The organism is Methylophilus sp. 13, assembly GCF_015354335.1.
In the GTDB taxonomy this organism is placed as follows: Bacteria; Pseudomonadota; Gammaproteobacteria; order Burkholderiales; family Methylophilaceae; genus Methylophilus; species Methylophilus glucosoxydans.
Window position 1 is genome coordinate 86481 of sequence record NZ_JADKYR010000002.1, and the last position, 19833, is coordinate 106313.

13 protein-coding genes are annotated in these 19833 nt (G+C 51.1%); 4 read left to right on the forward strand and 9 right to left on the reverse strand.

What is annotated here, in order from left to right; translation table 11 throughout:
- Positions 1-104 precede the first annotated feature (104 nt).
- Complete coding sequence (gene typA, locus INP77_RS04575; RefSeq protein WP_194747666.1) at positions 105-1913, reverse strand: translational GTPase TypA; 1809 nt, start codon at positions 1911-1913, stop codon at positions 105-107.
- 377 nt (positions 1914-2290) lie between these two features.
- Between typA and INP77_RS04580 the strand changes: the two genes are divergently transcribed.
- Both INP77_RS04580 and INP77_RS04585 read left to right on the forward strand, forming a co-directional pair.
- On the forward strand, positions 2291-3841 hold the full coding sequence (locus tag INP77_RS04580; RefSeq protein ID WP_194747667.1) for a DEAD/DEAH box helicase: 1551 nt from the start codon (positions 2291-2293) through the stop codon (positions 3839-3841).
- Between the two features lie 9 nt (positions 3842-3850).
- Positions 3851-5302, forward strand: coding sequence for a DEAD/DEAH box helicase (locus INP77_RS04585; RefSeq protein WP_194747668.1), 1452 nt, complete (start codon positions 3851-3853; stop codon positions 5300-5302).
- Between the two features lie 122 nt (positions 5303-5424).
- Here the strand turns inward: INP77_RS04585 and INP77_RS04590 are convergent, their stop codons facing one another.
- The 7 genes from INP77_RS04590 to dnaE form a co-directional block, all read right to left on the reverse strand.
- The gene (locus INP77_RS04590) at positions 5425-5847 is read right to left on the reverse strand and encodes a group II truncated hemoglobin (RefSeq protein WP_194747669.1); all 423 of its coding nucleotides are present in this window, start codon (positions 5845-5847) and stop codon (positions 5425-5427) included.
- 11 nt (positions 5848-5858) lie between these two features.
- Positions 5859-7055 carry a formate-dependent phosphoribosylglycinamide formyltransferase gene (purT, locus tag INP77_RS04595; protein WP_194747670.1) on the reverse strand — a complete coding sequence of 399 codons (1197 nt, stop codon included), beginning with the start codon at positions 7053-7055 and terminating at the stop codon, positions 5859-5861.
- A gap of 155 nt (positions 7056-7210) precedes the next feature.
- Positions 7211-8626, reverse strand: coding sequence for a sigma-54 dependent transcriptional regulator (locus INP77_RS04600; RefSeq protein WP_194747671.1), 1416 nt, complete (start codon positions 8624-8626; stop codon positions 7211-7213).
- A 17-nt stretch (positions 8627-8643) separates the two neighbouring features.
- Positions 8644-11007 (reverse strand): TonB-dependent receptor, encoded by a 2364-nt coding sequence (locus INP77_RS04605; protein ID WP_194747673.1) that lies wholly within the window; start codon positions 11005-11007, stop codon positions 8644-8646.
- 218 nt (positions 11008-11225) lie between these two features.
- Positions 11226-12677, reverse strand: coding sequence for a tRNA lysidine(34) synthetase TilS (tilS, locus tag INP77_RS04610; RefSeq protein WP_194747674.1), 1452 nt, complete (start codon positions 12675-12677; stop codon positions 11226-11228).
- 10 nt (positions 12678-12687) lie between these two features.
- Positions 12688-13683 carry an acetyl-CoA carboxylase carboxyltransferase subunit alpha gene (locus INP77_RS04615; protein ID WP_194747675.1) on the reverse strand — a complete coding sequence of 332 codons (996 nt, stop codon included), beginning with the start codon at positions 13681-13683 and terminating at the stop codon, positions 12688-12690.
- Between the two features lie 33 nt (positions 13684-13716).
- Positions 13717-17196, reverse strand: coding sequence for a DNA polymerase III subunit alpha (gene dnaE / locus INP77_RS04620; protein ID WP_194747676.1), 3480 nt, complete (start codon positions 17194-17196; stop codon positions 13717-13719).
- A 184-nt stretch (positions 17197-17380) separates the two neighbouring features.
- Between dnaE and tpx (INP77_RS04625) the strand changes: the two genes are divergently transcribed.
- Both tpx (INP77_RS04625) and tpx (INP77_RS04630) read left to right on the forward strand, forming a co-directional pair.
- Positions 17381-17887 (forward strand): thiol peroxidase, encoded by a 507-nt coding sequence (gene tpx, locus INP77_RS04625; RefSeq protein ID WP_194747677.1) that lies wholly within the window; start codon positions 17381-17383, stop codon positions 17885-17887.
- Between the two features lie 88 nt (positions 17888-17975).
- Positions 17976-18479 carry a thiol peroxidase gene (tpx, locus tag INP77_RS04630; RefSeq protein WP_194747678.1) on the forward strand — a complete coding sequence of 168 codons (504 nt, stop codon included), beginning with the start codon at positions 17976-17978 and terminating at the stop codon, positions 18477-18479.
- Between the two features lie 89 nt (positions 18480-18568).
- Here tpx (INP77_RS04630) and fabF read toward each other — a convergent pair whose 3' ends face one another.
- A complete protein-coding gene (gene fabF / locus INP77_RS04635) occupies positions 18569-19801 on the reverse strand; it encodes a beta-ketoacyl-ACP synthase II (RefSeq protein ID WP_194747679.1) in 1233 nt (410 codons plus the stop codon).
- Positions 19802-19833 lie beyond the last annotated feature (32 nt).

The window sequence follows — 19833 nt, forward strand, 5'->3', positions numbered from 1 at the left end:
ACACTTTTAATCATGACAAGTGCGTAGCTTTCATTCATGACCACTACTGATTACTCGCAATCAAAAACGCCAGCTTTCGCTGGCGTTTTTTATCAACATATCACTTAGTCTTTAGAAGCACGTTTACGCTCGTGCTCTAACAGGTAGCGTTTACGCAGACGGATGGTTTTTGGTGTGATTTCGACCAATTCGTCATCGTCAATAAACTCTACGGCACTTTCCAGGCTCAGTGAGACTGGTGGAATCAAACGCACCGCTTCGTCTGTACCAGAAGCACGCACGTTTGTGAGTTGTTTGCCTTTGATTGGGTTAACGACCAGGTCATTGTCGCGGCTATGAATGCCGATGATCATGCCTTCATACAATCTGTCGCCTGGGCTAGAGAACATTTTGCCGCGATCTTGTAGCTTCCATAAGGCATAGGCAACGGCCTCACCTTGTTCAGCTGAAATGAGCACACCGTTACGACGGCCTGGCATGTCTGCTTTTACCGGGGCGTATTCGTCAAAAATATGCGCCATCAAGCCAGTACCACGGGTTAAGGTTAAGAACTCACCCTGGAAACCAATCAGGCCACGTGCTGGGATGCGGTATTCCAAACGTGTGCGACCGTTACCGTCAGATTCCATGTTAGTCATTTCACCGCGACGACGACCTAACTCCTCCATGACCGCGCCCTGATTTTCATCTTCAACGTCTACAGTCAGGATTTCATAAGGCTCACATTTTTCGCCATTGATTTCTCTGAACACAACGCGTGGTTTACCTACAGCAATTTCAAAGCCTTCACGACGCATGTTTTCCAGCAAAATGGTCAGGTGCAATTCGCCACGACCAGACACACGGAAAACATCGGTGTCTTCAGTATCTTCAACGCGCAAAGCAACGTTAACCAACAACTCTTTGGTTAAACGATCACGAATTTGACGTGAGGTGATGAATTTACCTTCAGTCCCTGCTAATGGTGAGGTGTTGACCATAAAGTCCATGGTCAAAGTTGGCTCATCTACGCCCAAATGTGGCAAACCAACAGGTTTGTCGCGATCACAGATGGTGAAACCAATACCGATTTCTTCGATCCCTGAGATGATCACAATGTCGCCTGCTTCGGCTTCTTCAACCGGCACACGCTCCAAACCTCTAAAACCGAGCACTTGGTTAATACGGCCTTGTGCGACTTGTTCATCTTCGCGCATCACTGCTACGACTTGGCCTGGCTTGATACGACCGTTAGTGATACGACCAACGCCCAAACGACCTGTATATGTCGAATAATCCAAGGCTGAAATTTGCAATTGCAATGGAGCATCGCTGTTGCCTTTTGGCGGCTCAACGTGACTCAAAATCGTTTCAAACAAGGCACGCATATTGTCTGAAGGATTTTTCAGGTCCAGCGTTGCAAAACCATTCAAGGCAGAGGCATAGACCACAGGGAAGTCTAATTGCTCATCCGTTGCACCCAAATTGGCAAACAAATCAAAAGTGTGGTTGATCACCCAATCCGGACGGGCACTTGGACGGTCTACCTTGTTAATCACGACAATAGGCTTCAAACCTAGTGCCAGTGCTTTCTTCGTCACGAAACGGGTTTGTGGCATGGGGCCGTCAACGGCATCCACCAACAGCAATACGCCATCCACCATACCCAATACACGCTCTACCTCACCACCAAAGTCGGCGTGGCCCGGGGTATCAACGATATTGATATGCGTGCCTTCATACGTTAAGGCGGTGTTTTTGGCCAAAATGGTAATGCCACGCTCTTTTTCGAGATCATTGCTATCCATCACACGCTCAGTCACCGCTTGGTGTGAGGCAAAAGTACCTGACTGTTGAAGTAGCTTATCGACCATGGTGGTTTTACCGTGGTCAACGTGGGCGATAATTGCGATATTTCTTAAATTGCGTGCCATGTGAACTGCCATCTGTTTGGAAAGGGCGCGATTTTATCACAAATCAACTAAATAATTGACTTTTAAAATAAAATGGATATACTGCGAGCAACTTTAAAGCGTTGCTGGTGCTCTACTAGCCCAATACGTTTTAAATTCATTGCCCTGACCTGTCGATAACTCGCGAATTTTTGAGGTTATCATCTTTAGATGAAGTCTTGATGACACCATCTTCTTTTATCGGTTAGTGGCCATGCCCAAGCGCCGGTAAAAGCAATCCATTCCTGATGTTGCTTTCGCTCAGCAAGTACTACATGCGCACTTTGTGCAATGTAATTGACTGGCTTTGCATTTGCTTTACTAGCGCCCTTTTTAATTGTTGATGAAAGGGACATTCCTTGTCTTTTGCAGATTTAAATCTCGACCCCTCCATTTTGCGCGCATTGACCGACGCAGGCTATGAAAACCCAACACCGATTCAGGCACAATCTATTCCTGAAGCATTGCAAGGCCGTGACATTATGGCTTCTGCACAAACCGGCACCGGCAAGACCGCTGCATTTACCCTGCCCGCTTTAAACTTGCTGGCAACACCACACCCGGTGCGCAGCCGTGGCCCACGTATCCTGGTACTGACACCAACCCGTGAACTGGCTGCACAAGTGAATGAAGCCGCACGTAAATACGGTAAATTCTTGCGCGCACGCTGCATCAGCATTGTGGGTGGCATGCCTTACCCATTGCAAAACAAGCTGCTGTCGCAACCACTGGATATTCTGGTAGCAACGCCAGGCCGTTTTATTGATCACCTTGAGCGTGGCCGCATTGACCTGAGCCGCCTGCAGATGCTGGTGCTGGATGAAGCTGACCGCATGCTGGACATGGGTTTTATGCCGGATGTAGAGCGTATTTGCGAAGCCTTGCCTGCTGAGCGCCAAACTTTGCTGTTCTCTGCCACACTTGACGGCATTATGGATATCGGCAAACGTTTCCTCAATAATCCACTCACTATTCAAGTGGCTGGTCAAAAAGAAAAACATGCCAACATTGAACAACGTTTGCACTTTGTGGATGACATGAACCACAAGAACAAACTGCTGGAGCACTTGCTGATTGCACCAGATGTCAATCAAACCATTATTTTCACTAGCACCAAGCGCCATGCCGATTTGTTGGCTGAAGACTTGTATGCTGCCGGCCATAGCACTGCGGCATTGCACGGCGACATGACTCAAGGTGCGCGTAACCGAACGCTGACAAAATTGCGCCACGGCGATGTAAAAGTGCTGGTAGCGACAGATGTCGCAGCGCGCGGCATTGACGTACAAGGTATTTCACACGTCATTAACTACGACCTGCCTAAATTTGCTGAAGACTATGTACACCGCATTGGCCGTACTGGCCGCGCCAACAATACCGGCGTTGCGATTTCGTTTGCTTCAAACGCTGATCGTCATTTGCTGCGCAAAATCGAGCAATATACTGGCCAGAAATTACAGGCTGAAGTGATTGCCGGTTTTGAGCCAAAACGTGCGGTACGCATGGATGATGGCGATAGCCGTCGTGGCAAGCGCCCTGGCAAACCACAAGGTAAAGGTGGCTTCCGTCGCGACGAGCGTTCAGCACAGCCAAAATCATTTGGTGAACGTGTTGCACGTGAAGGCCAGCGCGATGCGCAAAACAATAAGCCACGTGCACCGCGTACCCCAGAAGCTGGACAAAGCAAAGAAGTCAACGGTAACAGCAAGAGCTACAACAAGGATACCGACTTCCAGTTTGCCCGCGCATTGGCGGACGAGTTTGGCCAGCGCCGCCCACGTCCAACCAATAGCCAGGAACGCTTTGGCAACCCTAACGCCAGCCGTAGCAATCAAAAACCACGTCCAGCGGGAAAATCCTTTGGTGACAATGGTGGTGGCGCCGCCAAACGTCCTCGTTCATTTGCCTAAGCCTAGCCTATGACTGAGCAAACCATTGTAGATTTTCGTGCGCTCGGCCTGGCCGAGCCGCTGTTGAAAGCGATTGAGGAATCCGGGTATACCACGCCGACGCCGATTCAGGCGCAGGCGATTCCTCTTGCCTTGCAGCACATGGATTTGATGGCCGGTGCGCAAACAGGGACGGGCAAAACGGCGGCGTTTTCGCTGCCAATTTTGCATACCTTGCTGCCATTGGCCAGCACCAGCACCTCGCCAGCCAAGCATCCCATCCGGGCCTTGGTGCTGGCGCCGACACGTGAGCTGGCGATTCAGGTATACGACAACATCAAAACCTATGCCAAACACACGGCTTTGCGTAGTACTGTGGTGTATGGCGGTGTAGATATCAAGACGCAAACGCCTATCCTCAAGACAGGCGTTGAAATCCTGGTCGCGACACCCGGCCGCCTGCTGGACCATGTCGAGCAAAAAACCTTGTCGTTAAACCAGGTACAGTTTCTGGTATTGGACGAAGCCGACCGCATGCTGGATATGGGCTTTATGCCTGACTTGAAGCGCATTCTGGCCTTGTTGCCAAAACAGCGGCAAAATCTGATGTTCTCGGCGACGTTTTCTGATGAAATCAAAAAACTGGCAGATGCGTTTTTAAATAATCCGACATTGATTGAAGTGGCACGCAGCAACGCCACCAACGACAATGTGGAACAAAAAGCGTTTTTGGTGAACACTGACCAGAAACAACGTTTTTTGGTACAACTGCTCAAGCAATACCCCAATCAGCAAGTGATTGTTTTTACCAAAACCAAGCTTTCGGCCAGCAAACTGGCCAGAGCACTGGAACGTGATCAGGTGCCTTGTAGCGCGATTCATGGTGACAAGTCACAAAAAGAACGGATCGAAGCGCTTGATGCGTTTAAGGCGGGCACTATTCACGCCTTGGTTGCAACCGATGTTGCCGCACGCGGTCTGGACATCACGGACTTGCCATTGGTGGTTAACTACGAAATCTCTACTGCGCCAGAAGATTACGTGCACCGTATTGGCCGTACAGGCCGTGCAGGCGCTAAAGGCATTGCCATTTCGCTGATCGACGAGGATGAAACCAAGTATTTTGACGAGATTGAAAAGCTCATCAAAAAACAGATTCCAAAAGAAAAAGCGAATGTCAGCAGCAGTACGACCCCTGCGCGTTCACGCCCCTCTAAAGCCTCCAGCGGCAAAGATGCCTGGTTTGAGCAGCCTTACCAGCCAGCCGCCGCCACGGCCGCGCCCAAAGCGGTCACGGCAAAATCTGCAGCAAACGTAAAACGCAAAGTGGTTGCCGCGCTGCTGGGCGGATTTGGCTTTAAAGCGACGCCGCAAAACCGCACGCAAGCCAAGCGCACAACAGGCAGGTCTAAGCAGAAATCAGATCTCCCTGCTCAGCAACCTGCTGAAAATACAGCGGAGACCGCGAATATTGAGTCCTAAGCCTGCAATCCCAGAGACGACACTGAAGTCCTAGAACTGGGATCGCGATGATGACAAAGCCCCGAGATTCGGGGCTTTTTCTTTCTGCAGATGAGAGTTTGAGCTTGCGAATATTAAGGGGATTAACCCTCGCGATTGCGCATAAAATCCGCCACGCCATACAATTGATTGGCAATATGCTTCATCAGCGACTCGTCAAACTGTAAGGTATGCATGGCTTTAATCATGCAATACATCCATTGATCGCGCTCGGACTCACCAATGGAAAACGGCAAATGCCGTGCCCGTAATCTGGGATGACCATAGCGTTCGATATACAACTGCGGCCCGCCCGTCCAGCCAGTTAAAAACATAAACAGCTTTTCGCGTGCCTCGGTGAGATCTGGCTGGTGAATGGCGCGTAACCCCGCCGCTTTTGGGTCGCTATCCATGATGTCATAAAAGGTTTCCACCAGCTGTCGGATGGTCTCAGTCCCTTTTTCTGTGCCGCCCAGCCAGTCAAACAACGATTGTTTGGAAGCATTTGGCTCTTGAATTTCAGTCATTGCCACACCAGTTATCCTGCGACTTTAGGCGTGACCAGACCCGCAGCCTCTTTGGCACGCGCACGCGCGAGGTCAGTATTGTCAGCGGTCGCCAAGGCGACGCCCATGCGACGCCGCACAAAAGACTCCGGCTTGCCAAACAAGCGAATCTCGCTGTTAGGTACTGACATGGCCGCTTCCAGACCGTGATAGGCCAGTGTTTTGGTATCTGCACCGCCATAAATGACGGCGCTTGCGCCAGTCTCACGCTGAGTCACATCCACAGGCAAGCCTAAAATCGCACGCGCATGCAGTTCAAACTCATTCAGGCGCTGCGTGCACATGGTGACCATCCCAGTGTCGTGCGGACGAGGACTAACCTCAGAGAACCAAACCTGCTCACCTTTGACAAACAGCTCAACGCCAAACAAGCCCTGACCACCTAAGGCATCCGTCACTTTTTTGGCAATGTCCTGAGCATTTTTCAAGGCTAGCGCATCCATTGCTTGTGGCTGCCAGCTCTCAACGTAATCGCCCTGCTTTTGCACATGGCCAATCGGCGCGCAAAAATGCGTTTCAATCTCGCCAGCGGCATTTTTGGCACGCACGGTTAACAAGGTGATTTCATAATCAAAATCAATCTGACCTTCGACAATCACCACCCCTTGATTGACACGCCCCGCACTGGCGGCATACTCCCAGGCGCCCTTCACTTCTGAGGCTTGTGTAATGCGGGATTGACCTTTACCAGACGAAGACATGGTGGGCTTGATAAAGCATGGATAACCAATACCACCGTCAATCGCTGCTTGCAATTCAGCTTCAGAACGGGCAAACGCATACGGTGACGTCGGCAGGTTTAATTCTTCCGCGGCCAGCCGGCGTATCCCTTCACGGTTCATGGTGAGTTGCACGGCACGTACAGTAGGCACCACCGTGACGCCTGTGGCTTCAATCTCGGCCAGCGCCTGCGTATTCAACGCCTCGATTTCCGGGACGATATAATGTGGTTTGACCTGACTCACCAAGGCTTTAAGCGCATCCGCGTCAGTCATATCAATCGCATAGGCATGATGGGCAACTTGGTGACCAGGCGCATGCTCATAACGGTCAACCGCAATGACTTCCACCCCCAAACGCTGCAAGGCAATAATCACCTCTTTGCCAAGTTCGCCACTGCCCAACAACATGACTTTGGTCGCATTTGCGCTTAACGGGGTACCAATCATTTTTAGCTCCACTGTAAAAGCGTAATGATACCATGCGCGATTTATGTGCAAGAGGCCGTACGCTTGATTTACATCATGCAACAACCACGCACGGGCATAACAAAACGCCCCGCAGTTGCGAGGCGTTTTATTCAGGATGACAGAGATTCAGCGCGTTATACAGAGATGCCATGTTTATCCATACGATAGCGCATGGTCATTCTCGTGATGCCCAGCAATCTTGCGGCCTTAGAGACATTATTACGCGACTGCTCCAAGGCATTTAGCAGCATGGCCTTTTCTGCATCATCCAGCGTCACCTGGCTGTCGCCTTGCAAGACACTCGCCACCTGGTTCATGCCAACCTGAGGCAAGCCCAAGTCAAGCTCGGAAATCATAGACTGTGTGCACATCAAAACCGCACGGCTGATTTGATGACGCAATTCACGGACATTGCCCGGCCAGTGATAGGTTTGCATTGCCATCAATGCCGCGGCGCTGAACTCATGATGCGGCAAGGCGTAGCGCTTCTCAGTCAGTTGCCGGAAATAATTAGCCAGCAACAAGACATCTGCCCCACGATCACGCAAGGGAGGCATTTTCATGGTGATCACGTTCAGTCGATAATATAGATCCGAACGGAAGCGCCCCTCATTCGACATCTGGTATAAATCACGATTGGTGGCGGCAATAATACGCGCGTTCACGGGACGTTCCTTGGTAGAACCCAAGCGACGCACCATTCTGCGCTCAAGTACATTGAGTAATTTTGCCTGTAAACCCAACGGCAACTCGCCAATTTCATCGAGGAACAAGGTACCATCTTCTGCAGATTCGATCAGGCCTGGCCGCGAGGAAACTGCATTGGTAAATGCGCCTTTCTCATGCCCAAACAGCTCGCTCTCAATCAACTCAGCCGGCAAAGAGGCACAATCCACATGCACAAAAGGTTTGTCATGATTGGCACAACTGCCATGCAAAAAACGTGCAACAACGTCTTTGCCCGTCCCGGTTTCCCCTGTAATCAACACCGTCGGTTGCACGGCATCACTGAGCGCACTTAACTGGGCAATACGCGTGATCTGTTGGCGCACACTTTGCATAGGCGTACTTTCGCCTATCAGTTGAACGGAGTCATTAGCAACGGCATTGCGCTGGCGCGAGTAATCCAGGCTGGTTTGCAGTTCTGTCGTCTTCTCGTTTTTCTGAATAATGAGCAATAACTCTTCAAGATCAATGGGCTTTTTTAAGTAATCAATGGCCCCCAGCTTGATGGCATTGACCGCATCACTCACGTCACCAAACGCAGTCATGACAATCGTATTGATATTTCTGGCAATAAACTCTGATAACAGGTCTAGACCATTGCCATCGGGCAGGCGCATATCCAACAGCGCCATATCCGGTTCAAACTGCTTAATTAGCAGTCTTGCATCGCTTAAAGATTCTGCGTGCTCGCACTCAAATCCTGCTTTTTGCAAACGCTTAACCACCGCGCGCGCAAAAAGCGCCTCATCCTCTACCAGCAAGATTTTTTTCTTGAGAGGCATTAAGCTGGATTTATCCACTGATGATGAAAGTTGTGAAAGCACGCATCCTCCTCGCTTATTTAGTCTTTATCATAAGAAGCGACGGACTTTTTGACGCCAAAATCGTAACGCGCACCGATCCAGCCTGCTCTTGGCGCACCAGGGGCATAAAACGTATCGTTGGTTTCATTGCCGCTAAACTGGCCGGTAGTCGGGTCAATCGGATTCTGACCCAGCATGCCCAAGCTGTAATACTCGCGGTCAAACACATTATTCACACGGGCGAAGATGTTCCAGCCATTGTCAAAGCGGTAGTTTGTGAACAGATTGACTACCGTATAACCACGGACTTTTGCGCCAGAGCTTGTATCCTTATTGTTTTCGTTGCCACGGGAGTACTGGCTGGAGAAGGCCACAATATTGCTGCCCACATTCCAGGCAGAAGTCACGTCATAGCCCAAGCCCAGTTTAAGCTGATGTTTTGGGATACCTGCCAGGTAATCTCCCTTGTTCACCTGAATAAAGCTGTTGCCTGAAACAGGATCTACAGTAGCGCTGGTATTCACCTGATTCGCAATCTGGAAAGAAGACTCGTAGGTAGCCTGCACAAAGCTATAGCCCAGATTCCATGAAAACGCATCCATACGCCCTGCAAGACTAGCATCAAGCCCCTGACGCTTGGTTTTACTGATATTAGAGAAAAAGCCAGCACCGTTATTGAGGGCGGTCGCAGAGGTCAGAAACTGAATGTCATTAGTGTTGATCGTATGATAGGCACCCAGACTCCAGGTGACTGTGGGTGTCAGGAAGCCACGCAAGCCGGCATCATAGGTTTTGCTAACCACTTGCTTGAGTGGTGGGTCACCGGCCATTGCGTTTGGCAATTTACAAGGATTGTTTTCATCCGCACATCCCAGCTCGATAGAGGTAGGCGCACGGCTGCTTTCACTATAAGAGGCATACGCCGTCAATTGATTGCTGGGCGTAAAATTAATCCCCAAAGACGGATTCAGCCGATTGAAGGAATGCGTGCCGGTGAGCGAGCCAGAACCACTGGGGGTGATCTTGTCATCATTATCAATTTTAGTCGTGTTGTAACGCGCAGAGGCTGTCACATGCCAGTAGGGATTCAAAGACAAGGTATCCGTCGCAAAGACGCTCCAGGTGCGGTTCACACCGCTCAAATTCACTTGGTCAGTCAAGGCATTAAGTTCGCCAGTACCATCCACGCCACGGTAGCTGTTTAACAAGCCAAACTCGGTATTCTGCGAGAACTTGGTCTTACCGCGGTTGTAGCCCAAGCCGCTGATAAACTGATTTTTCAGGCCCAGTAAATCCTGAGAAAAGGTTAACTGTGAAGTAAAGCCGTAACTTTTCTGCGTTAATCTGCTGCGGTTAATCGCGCCAGAGCAGTTCTCATCAGCATCATTGCCAGCCAAGCAATCTGAATTATTGTCACCTAACCCGCCAGCAGCCAATTCAAAACCATCATTTAAGTCACCATTGAAGGTTTTGGTACGCACATCACGATAATAAACATTCCCACTTAACTGAATGTCGTCAGCAAAGTAATGGCTCAAATTAAGGTTTACAAAAGCCATGTTGTTCTTGGTCTGGTCAGGCACGGTAAAATTGCTTTTGTAGCCCAAAGAATCCAGCAAACTGCCTGCTTGCAAGCCATTGCCACGCATTTTGTTATCTGCGAGCGACAAACTGACATTGACAGCCGTTTTTTCATTTTGCCAACCGGCCTTGGTAAACAACTGCTTGACGCGGGAGGCTGAAAAACTACGCCAGCCATCCTCTTCAAAACTGTTGCCAGAGATAAAGAAATCTTTAGAACCGTCTTCGGACACGCCACCATATTCTGCATTCAACACATGACGGCCCCAGGAACCAGTGTAGGCCTCAACAGCGCCGCCCTGATTGGTACGGCCACTCTTGGTCTGCACTGAAATCGCCCCGCCTAAAGTGTTCAAACCAAACAATGGGTTAGAGCCTGGAATCAAAGTCATCTGATTAATGGCGTTCATCGGAATCAGGTCCCAGTTCACCACGTCACCAAAGGCTTCGTTCACACGTACGCCATCGACATACACGGACAATCCTTGTGGCGTGCCAAGCAAAGGGGAAGCGGTAAAACCGTGATAGTTCACATCGGGCTGGAATGGGTTGTTCTGTGTTTCATTCACATTCACCCCAAGCATATTCTGGTTCATGTAGTCGCCTAATGTCAGGCTCTTTTGCTTAACCAGCTCTTTTTGTTTCACTTGCTGCACGCCGGCAGGAATGTGCTCAAGAGGCACACCAACCCCATTCAGCGGCGTGGTGCTGATGACCTCGACTTTATCCAATTGCACCTCTTCAGCTTGCACAGCGACCACATGCGCCGCATAAGCAGAGAGAATGGCCATCAACAATGGTTTGACTGCTTGTTTATTCATAACGAATGATCCTTTTCCCGAGAATACTTAAATGAATGTCTTTTGGCTGCAAAAAACACTCAAGGTATTGAGCAAAAATCATTCCATTGGCAGGCTAAAAAAATATCTTTTTTTAATCAATGAGATAAAAATAAATCTGGTTTATTACAACCAGATTTTATCTTAAAATTGGTTTATTACAACCAATTTAACAACCACCATTGGATATATACAACCAATTACAGAAGAGAGGGAGACGGCGTCAGGCTGATTTCCAGACCGTAAGCATTGCGGCCAGGCTGCCAGGCGGCATCCACCGCCAGCCCTGCCAGTGAGACCAGCGTTTCAGAAGCACCTGGATGGGTGGTGGCCACTTGGACCAAAGGATAAAAAGCACGTTGCCATGGCGGAATGCCCAGCATTTGAAAAAGGACTTTCAATTCACGCCGAGGACGCTTGGCGTCAGGCTGCAAACTCTCACCCCCTGCCCTAGGCATCAACTTGAGCGAAGTGCCTTCAGCAAGCACCAAAGGTTGCCCATACCGCCGGTTAAGGGTAATCGCTGCCGGGGAAACCCCCAGTCTGGCCAAAGCAATCCCGCGCGCTTTCACGACTTTAAACTGCACTTGCCAGTCACCCCATTGCTGCGAGGCTTGCCCTTGCCACACCAGTGGTGTTTGTGGCAATGCGCTTGGTTTGGTAACGCAATACAGGCGTTGCTGGTAATGGTGCAAATAAGCTGACTGATGCGAGGCTTGCCCTTGTAACGGCAAATGCAGATAACGGTTAGGTTTGACCGATGAAAGCTGCTGCCAATATTCTTGCAATTGATCCTGATTGGGCATCCGTAACTGCAACTGTTGAAACCAATGACGGAGCAAGTTTTTGGCGCGGACATCGCCCAATGCATACAGCTTTGACATCGCAATCGATTGCCCCAGCCATTCGGCTTGTAAATCACATTGCGCCAAGTCCTGACTGGCCAGTATATCCAGCAAACTCTGCGCGTCTGCCATGTGCCCCGCCGTTCTCAATAACGACTGATCCACTTGCGGATAACGTTCGCGCAACACTGGCATCACTGCATGACGCATAAAATTGCGGTCGTAAGCCGTATCTGCGTTGCTTTCGTCTTCTACCCATTGCAAGTGGTGTGCGGTGGCAAACTGTAAAAGTGTGGCTTTTGGCACACTTAACAGTGGCCGATACAAGCGGCGTGCGCCATCCCACGCGGCCATGGCACTCAAGCCCTTGACCCCAGCGCCTCTTACCAGTTGCAGCATCAACGTCTCTGACTGGTCTTGCAGATGATGAGCCGTCACAATCGCATCTGCACCGATCTGCTGACGCTGTTGCTCCAGGGCATGATAGCGTGCTTCGCGGGCGGTGGCCTCCAGACCTTGTCCGCTTTGCAAATCTACGCGCACCTTGTCAGCAAAAAAAGGGACATTGTAGGTCTGGCAATGGTGTTCACATTGTTGCAACCACGCATCGGCATGGGGACTCAAGCCATGATGCACATGCATGGCTGACAGCCGAAATGGCAATTGCTGGCAGAGCTCTGCGAGCAGATGTAACAACACCACAGAATCTACGCCACCGCTCAGTGCGAGCAGCAGATGTGGTGTGTTGGCATCCGGATTTGACAGCCCAGCCAGAAAACCAGATAACTGGCTTTTCAGGCTGGTCATAAGAGAAGCATTATTTTTCACTGGCCGCTTTAAATTTACCGTAACTCATCAGGCGCTGGTAACGTGTCTCCAGCAACTGCGGTATTTTTTTGGCCTGCAATGCTTTCAGCTGTTGGCCGATCGCTTGCGAGACCTTCTCCATCACATCTTCATAATTACGATGTGCGCCACCCAGCGGCTCGTTGATAATGGTATCAATCAAGCCCAAAGACTTGAGCCTGTCTGCGGTAATGCCCAAGGTTTCGGCGGCTTCCGGGGCCTTGCTGGCGCTCTTCCACAAAATGGACGCACAGCCTTCAGGCGAAATCACCGAGTAAGTGGAATATTGCAGCATATTCAAATGATCCACGACACCCAAGGCCAGCGCACCACCAGAACCGCCCTCACCGATCACCACGCCAATAATCGGCGTTTTCAGTTCGGCCATGACATACAAATTGCGTGCAATCGCTTCTGACTGGCCGCGCTCTTCAGCCCCAATGCCGGGATAGGCGCCTGGCGTATCAATAAAGGTGATAATCGGCATCTTGAACTTTTCGGCCAGACGGAACAGGCGCAGCGCCTTGCGGTAGCCTTCAGGACGCGGCATACCGAAATTGCGGTATTGGCGTTCTTTGATATCGCGGCCTTTTTGATGGCCCATGACCATGACCGGAATGCCTTTAAAGCGCGCAATGCCGCCGACAATGGCCGGGTCATCTGCATAGGCACGGTCGCCATGCAACTCCTGGAAATCAGTAAACAAGGCATTGATATAGTCTGCAGTATAGGGGCGCTGCGGATGGCGGGCCACCTGGGAAATCTGCCAGGCAGTCAAGGCCTGGAAGGTATCCTGCAATAACTTGGTATTCTTCTTTTGTAACAAATCCAGCTCTTTGGAAATATCCAGAGAGTCATGTTCGTCATGCGAAACTTGTAGCGCGTCAATCCGCTTTTCCAGTTCGGCAATCGGTTGTTCAAAATCAAGATAAGTCAGTTTACTAGGCGTTAAACGTTTTACACTCATTGGAATTCCAATATGAATTCTTTAGAAAAAAGTTCAGGCATTATAAAGGATTTTGACGTTTTCTTTAGACAACCAGCCCTGTAAATTGTGTAGCAGATCGTCATGCAGCACGACTTGCCAGTCATCGCCTAGCATCAAACTCACCTGCGCAGACTGATTATGGTAGTCGACTTTGATCGGACAACGCTTCTGTTCCTCACCGGCGTAGCGATAAGGCGTCAATACTGTCATGAGACGCTGCACATCCGAAGTGCCATTGCAGCTCAAGGTCAGCATTTGCGCAAAACGGTTACGCACGGCGGCCAGATCATAGAGTTTACGGGCGCTGACGCGGATGCCACCGGAGAACTCATCATTACTGATGCGCCCTTCTACCACCAGCAGCTGGTCTTCCTTGATCCACTGTGCGTGCTGATTCAACAGTTCGCTACCGACGACCACATCCACGCGACCGACGGCATCATCCAGCGTCACAATCGCCATTTTCCCACGCTGCGTCATGCGGACACGTACACCCATGACCACCCCGGCCAGCAGTTTCGGCTGCTCTTGTGGCGCAAGCTCACCCAGATTGCCTTTGATAAAGGGGCCAAGCTGCGCTTTGTAGCTTAAATAAGGGTGACCACTCAAGTAAAAACCCAGCGCCGTTTTTTCTTCTTGCAAGGCCTGCTCAGGGCTCCAGGCGGCAATATCCGGTAAAGCATGCTGCGTTTCGATCACCCCGCCAAACAGGCAATCTTGCCCGGCGTGTGCCGCGCCCTGCTCTGCGACACTGATCGCCCTATCCAGGCCCGCCAGCAACGCAGCCCGGTTAGGTTCCAGCTTGTCAAAAGCGCCGGCGCGGATCAGGGATTCAATCACCCGACGGTTGACCTTGCGCAAATCCAGGCGCTGACAAAAATCGAATAAGTCTTTGAAAGGGCCTTGAGACTGACGGGACGCCATAATCAACTCAATCGCCGCCAGGCCGGTGCCTTTAATAGCGCCCAGGCCGTAAAGCACCTGCTGCGCATTGAGCGGCTTGAACTGATAGACACTGGCATTGATGTCTGGCGGCAACACTTCGATATGATTGGCGCCGCAGTCATCAAAAAACGTATGCACGTTATCGGTATTGTTCATATCGGCAGACATGGTCGCCGCCAGAAAAGCCGCCGGGTAATGCGCTTTGAGGTAAGCGGTATGATAAGCCACCAAGGCATACGCTGCCGCATGCGACTTGTTAAAGCCGTACCCCGCGAACTTTTCCAGCAAGTCAAACAAATCGTTGGACTGCTGCAAGGTCAGGCCATTTTTGAGCGCACCTTCATTAAAGATTTCGCGCTGTTTGACCATCTCTTCCGGCTTTTTCTTACCCATGGCGCGGCGCAGCAAGTCTGCACCACCAAGACTATACCCGGCGACCACCTGGGCGATCTGCATCACCTGTTCCTGATACACGGCAATACCGTAAGTTTCCTTGAGAATAGATTCGGTCGACGGGTGCGGGTATTCCACGCGCTGCGTGCCATGTTTACGGCGGCAGAAGTCTGGAATCAGATCCATTGGGCCAGGACGGTACAAGGCAACCAGCGCAATAATGTCTTCAAACAAGTCTGGCTTGGCTTGCTTAAGCATATCTTTCATACCGCGCGATTCCAGCTGGAACACCGCTGTCGTATTGGCTGTTTTCAGCAGATGGTAGCTACGCTTGTCATCGAGCGGAATCGTCTCAAAACTCAGTGGTGGCAACGTTTCTTGCGCGCGCTGCGCATTGGCGTTTTCAAGCGCCATATTGAGGATAGTCAGCGTGCGCAGGCCCAAAAAGTCGAACTTAACCAGACCGACCGCCTCCACATCATCCTTATCATATTGACTGACCAGACTGTCGCCATTGGGCTGGCAATAGACGGGCGAGAAATCTGAAATCTTGCCAGGCGCAATCAACACCCCCCCGGCGTGCATACCGATGTTACGGACCAGGCCTTCCAGCCGCAATGCCAAAGACAGTAATTCTGCGACCTCTTCTTCTTTTTCGCGGCGCTCTTGCAGTTGCGGCTCTTTTTCCAGTGCGGATTCAAGCGTGATGCCCAGCTCCATTGGAATGAGCTTAGCGATGCCATCGACAAAGTTGAACGGCAAATCCAGCACGCGGCCCACATCGCGGATCACCGCTTTGGCCGCCATGGTCCCGAAGGTGGCGATCTGAGACACCGAAGCCAAGCCATATTTGTGCTTGACGTAATCGATGACGCGATCTCGCCCTTCCTGACAGAAGTCAATATCAAAGTCGGGCATGGAGACCCGCTCCGGGTTTAAGAAACGCTCGAACAGCAGGTTGTATTTGAGCGGGTCGAGGTCGGTAATCCCCAAACTGTAAGCGACCAAAGACCCCGCACCGGAGCCCCGGCCTGGTCCGACTGGCACGCCGTTGTTTTTTGCCCAGTTAATAAAATCGGCCACGATCAAAAAGTAGCCAGGAAACCCCATCTGAATGATGATGCCGCACTCAAACTGCAAGCGCGCTTCGTATTCAGCTCGTTTGGCTTCCCGCAGCTGTTCATCCGGGTACAAATAGGCCAGGCGGTGCTCCAAGCCTGCTTTAGACTGGTCCACCAGATATTGATCCAGACTCTCACCATTAGGCGTCGGAAAATCGGGCAGGTAATTTTTCCCCAAAGTCAGCGTCAGGTTGCAGCGCTTGGCAATCTCCACCGAGTTTTGCAAGGCGATGGGCATATCGGCGAACAAAGCCTGCATTTCTGCCTGGGTTTTCACATACTGGGTGGCGACAAACCGCTTGGGTCTACGCGTATCGGCCAGCACATAGCCTTCCGCGATACAGGTGCGCGCTTCGTGCGCCATAAAGTCATCCTGCGTCTGGAACTGGATCGGATGCGTGGCCACCACAGGTAAATCAAGCTGCTGTGCAATGGCGATGGTTTGTCTGATCAATTGCTCTTGGGCATAGGCTTCGGTATTGCCGGGCACATGTACGCGCTGAACTTCCAGGTAGTAGCGGCCTTCAAATACCCCGGCCCAGTGTGCTGCCGCTTGCAAGGCTTGAGCCTGGTTGCCAGCCTGCAGTGCCTGTCCAATGTCACCGGCAGCAAAGCCCGACAGCAGCAATAGCCCTGCGTTTTTTTGCTGTAACCACTCGGGTTTGATTTCTGCCCGTTCACGGTACTGGTTCTCCAGATAGGCGCGACTGAGTAATTCACACAGATTGCGATAGCCCTGCTGCGTTTGTACCAGTAACAGCAAGCGGTGAGGCTGGTCGCGCTGGAGCGGATTCTCGATCCAGACATCACAGCCCAGAATCGGTTTGAGCCCCTTGCCACGGGCAGCCTTGTAAAACTTGATCGCCCCAAACAGGTTAGCCAGATCGGTCAGCGCAATCGCTGGCATGGCATCACTTTTTGCAGCCTTGACGTAATCATCAATGCGCACCGTGCCATCCACAATGGAATACTCACTGTGGCAACGCAGGTGAATAAATGCAGGTTGGAGAGAGGGTGTTTCAGGCGCTTCCATCACTTTATTTTAACCGCCAACCTGCTTTTTTGTACCCATGCCGACGACAAATAATGTCATTGACAGCCTCAAAAAAGCCATGCAAACCTCGTAAAAAATGGATTGTTGATAGTTGTAAAAAATTGAAACGAACCGGGATTATGTTCTATGATGGCAGGCGTTTTTGTCATAAGCGATAGATCACATGCCCAATGCCACTGCCCTGCTCGATGACCCGATACTGGTGGAGGACGAGCTGCCTGCCGTGGGGCAGCCCCTGCCGTATTTCCAGCTAGTTAACCGCGAGCTTGAGGACGTTGCGCTGGATGCCTTTGCAGGTCAGCGCAAGATACTGCATTTTTTCCCGGGCATTGATACGCCCACCAGTGCTAACAGCGTGCGTATTCTTGAGCGCATGGCGCTAGATCTGACTAACACCGCCATCCTGCATATTTCACCGGATTTACCATTCACCATGGCCCGCTTCTGCGCCATGGAAAGCCTGCCGCAATGCATGACTTTATCCACCTTGCGTGGCCGCGACATGCTCAAGAATTATGGCGTGCTCATGATGACCAGCAAACTGGCAGGCCTACCTGCACGCGCCATCATCGTCGCGGACGAAAATGACCGCGTCCTCCACGTTGAATTGGTCAAGGACCTGGTCATGGAACCAGACTACGAAGCCGTGCTTGCGGTGCTGCCCGCCTGATTCCCTTACTTTTTATGTGGTTGATTGCGTTGCGCTGACACGTTAAAGTGCTTGTTTAAGTTTTATTCATCACATTTTGGAGAACACTATGTCTAGCGTTACGCTCAAAGGAAATCCGGTCGCGGTTGGCGGTAAATTTTTAACCAAAGGCGACAAGGCTCCTGATTTTCAATTGGCAGATGCCAAACGCAACCTGCTTGGTCTGGATGCGTTTTCAGGCAAGCGTAAAGTCTTGAACATTTTCCCTAGCATTGATACGCCCACCTGCGCCACCTCAGTGCGCACCTTCAACAAGGAAGCCAGTAGCGTCAGCAACACCGTCGTGCTGTGCGTGTCTGCAGACCTGCCTTTCGCACAAAGCCGTTTCTGCGGTGCAGAAGGTCTGGAGAATGTTGTAACCCTGTCTACCTTCCGCGATACAGCCAAATTTGGCAATGATTATGGCGTCCTGATCACCGATAGCAGCCTGGCAGGCCTGACTGCACGTGCAGTGGTGGTACTGGATGAGAACAATCAGGTATTGCATAGCGAACTGGTTGGCGAAATTGCTGACGAACCAAACTATGCTGCTGCCTTGGCAGTCCTCAAATAAGTCAGCAGATTTGAGTAATAAAAAAGCCAGCATTAAGCTGGCTTTTTTATTACTGCTTTTATATTGCTAAAGACCCGTCTTAAATACTTTTAAACGCGCTTGAACAACAAGCTGCCGTTAGTCCCACCAAAACCAAAATTGTTTTTGAGGGCATATTCAATCTGCAAGTCACGTGCCGTGTTAGCACAGTAATCCAGATCGCAATCCGGATCAGGATTCAACAGATTGATGGTCGGTGGTGAAACCTGATGGTAAATCGATAACACCGTAAAGACCGACTCCAGACCGCCTGCGCCACCGAGCAAGTGACCAGTCATCGATTTGGTCGAATTGACTACCAGCTTGTAGGCATGATCGCCAAACGTTGCCTTGATGGCATTGGTTTCGTTGGTATCGCCCAGGGGCGTCGAGGTCCCGTGCGCATTCATGAACTGGACTTGGTCCGGGTTCACCCCTGCGTTTTTGAGCGCGTTGACCATGGAGCGGCGTGGACCGTCCATATTCGGTGCGGTCATGTGATAGGCATCGGCACTCAAGCCGTAACCTGCCACCTCGGCATAAATTTTGGCACCGCGTGCTTTGGCATGCTCATACTCTTCGAGTACCATCACCCCTGCACCTTCACCGATGACAAACCCATCACGGTCTTTATCCCAGGGACGGCTGGCCGTCGCGGGATCGTCATTGCGTGTAGACAAGGCTCGCGCAGAGGCAAAGCCACCGACACTGAGCTCGGTAATGGCGGCTTCGGCCCCACCTGCCACCATGACATCGGCGTCACCATACTCAATCATACGTGCGGCTTCACCAATGCTATGGGTGCCTGTGGTACAGGCAGTCACCACCGCAATATTCGGCCCTTTGAGACCCAACATGATGGACAAATTGCCCGAGATCATGTTGATGATGGTGCCAGGAATAAAGAATGGCGAGATCTTGCGTGGGCCACCTTCGTCATAACTGTCGTTGGTGGACTCAATCAAGCCCAAACCACCAATCCCGGAACCAATGGTCACGCCAATGCGTTCTGCATTTGCGTCGGTCACTTCAAGGCCGGAATCACGGAAAGCCTCCAAGCCAGCAGCCAGACCGTACTGGATAAAAGTATCCATGCGGCGCGCATCCTTGGCTGGAATAAAGTCCTCAGCGTTGAATCCTTTAACCTCACCTGCAATTTGCGAGGCAAATGGGGTAGGATCAAATTTAGTGATACGGGTAATGCCTGATTGACCAGCGACCAGATTGTTCCAAGCGGTTTGGGTACCAATCCCTACTGGAGACACCACGCCCAAGCCAGTTACTACTACTCTGCGTTTCGTCATAATAGAAAATCAGCCCTCTTGCGAGGGCTGAT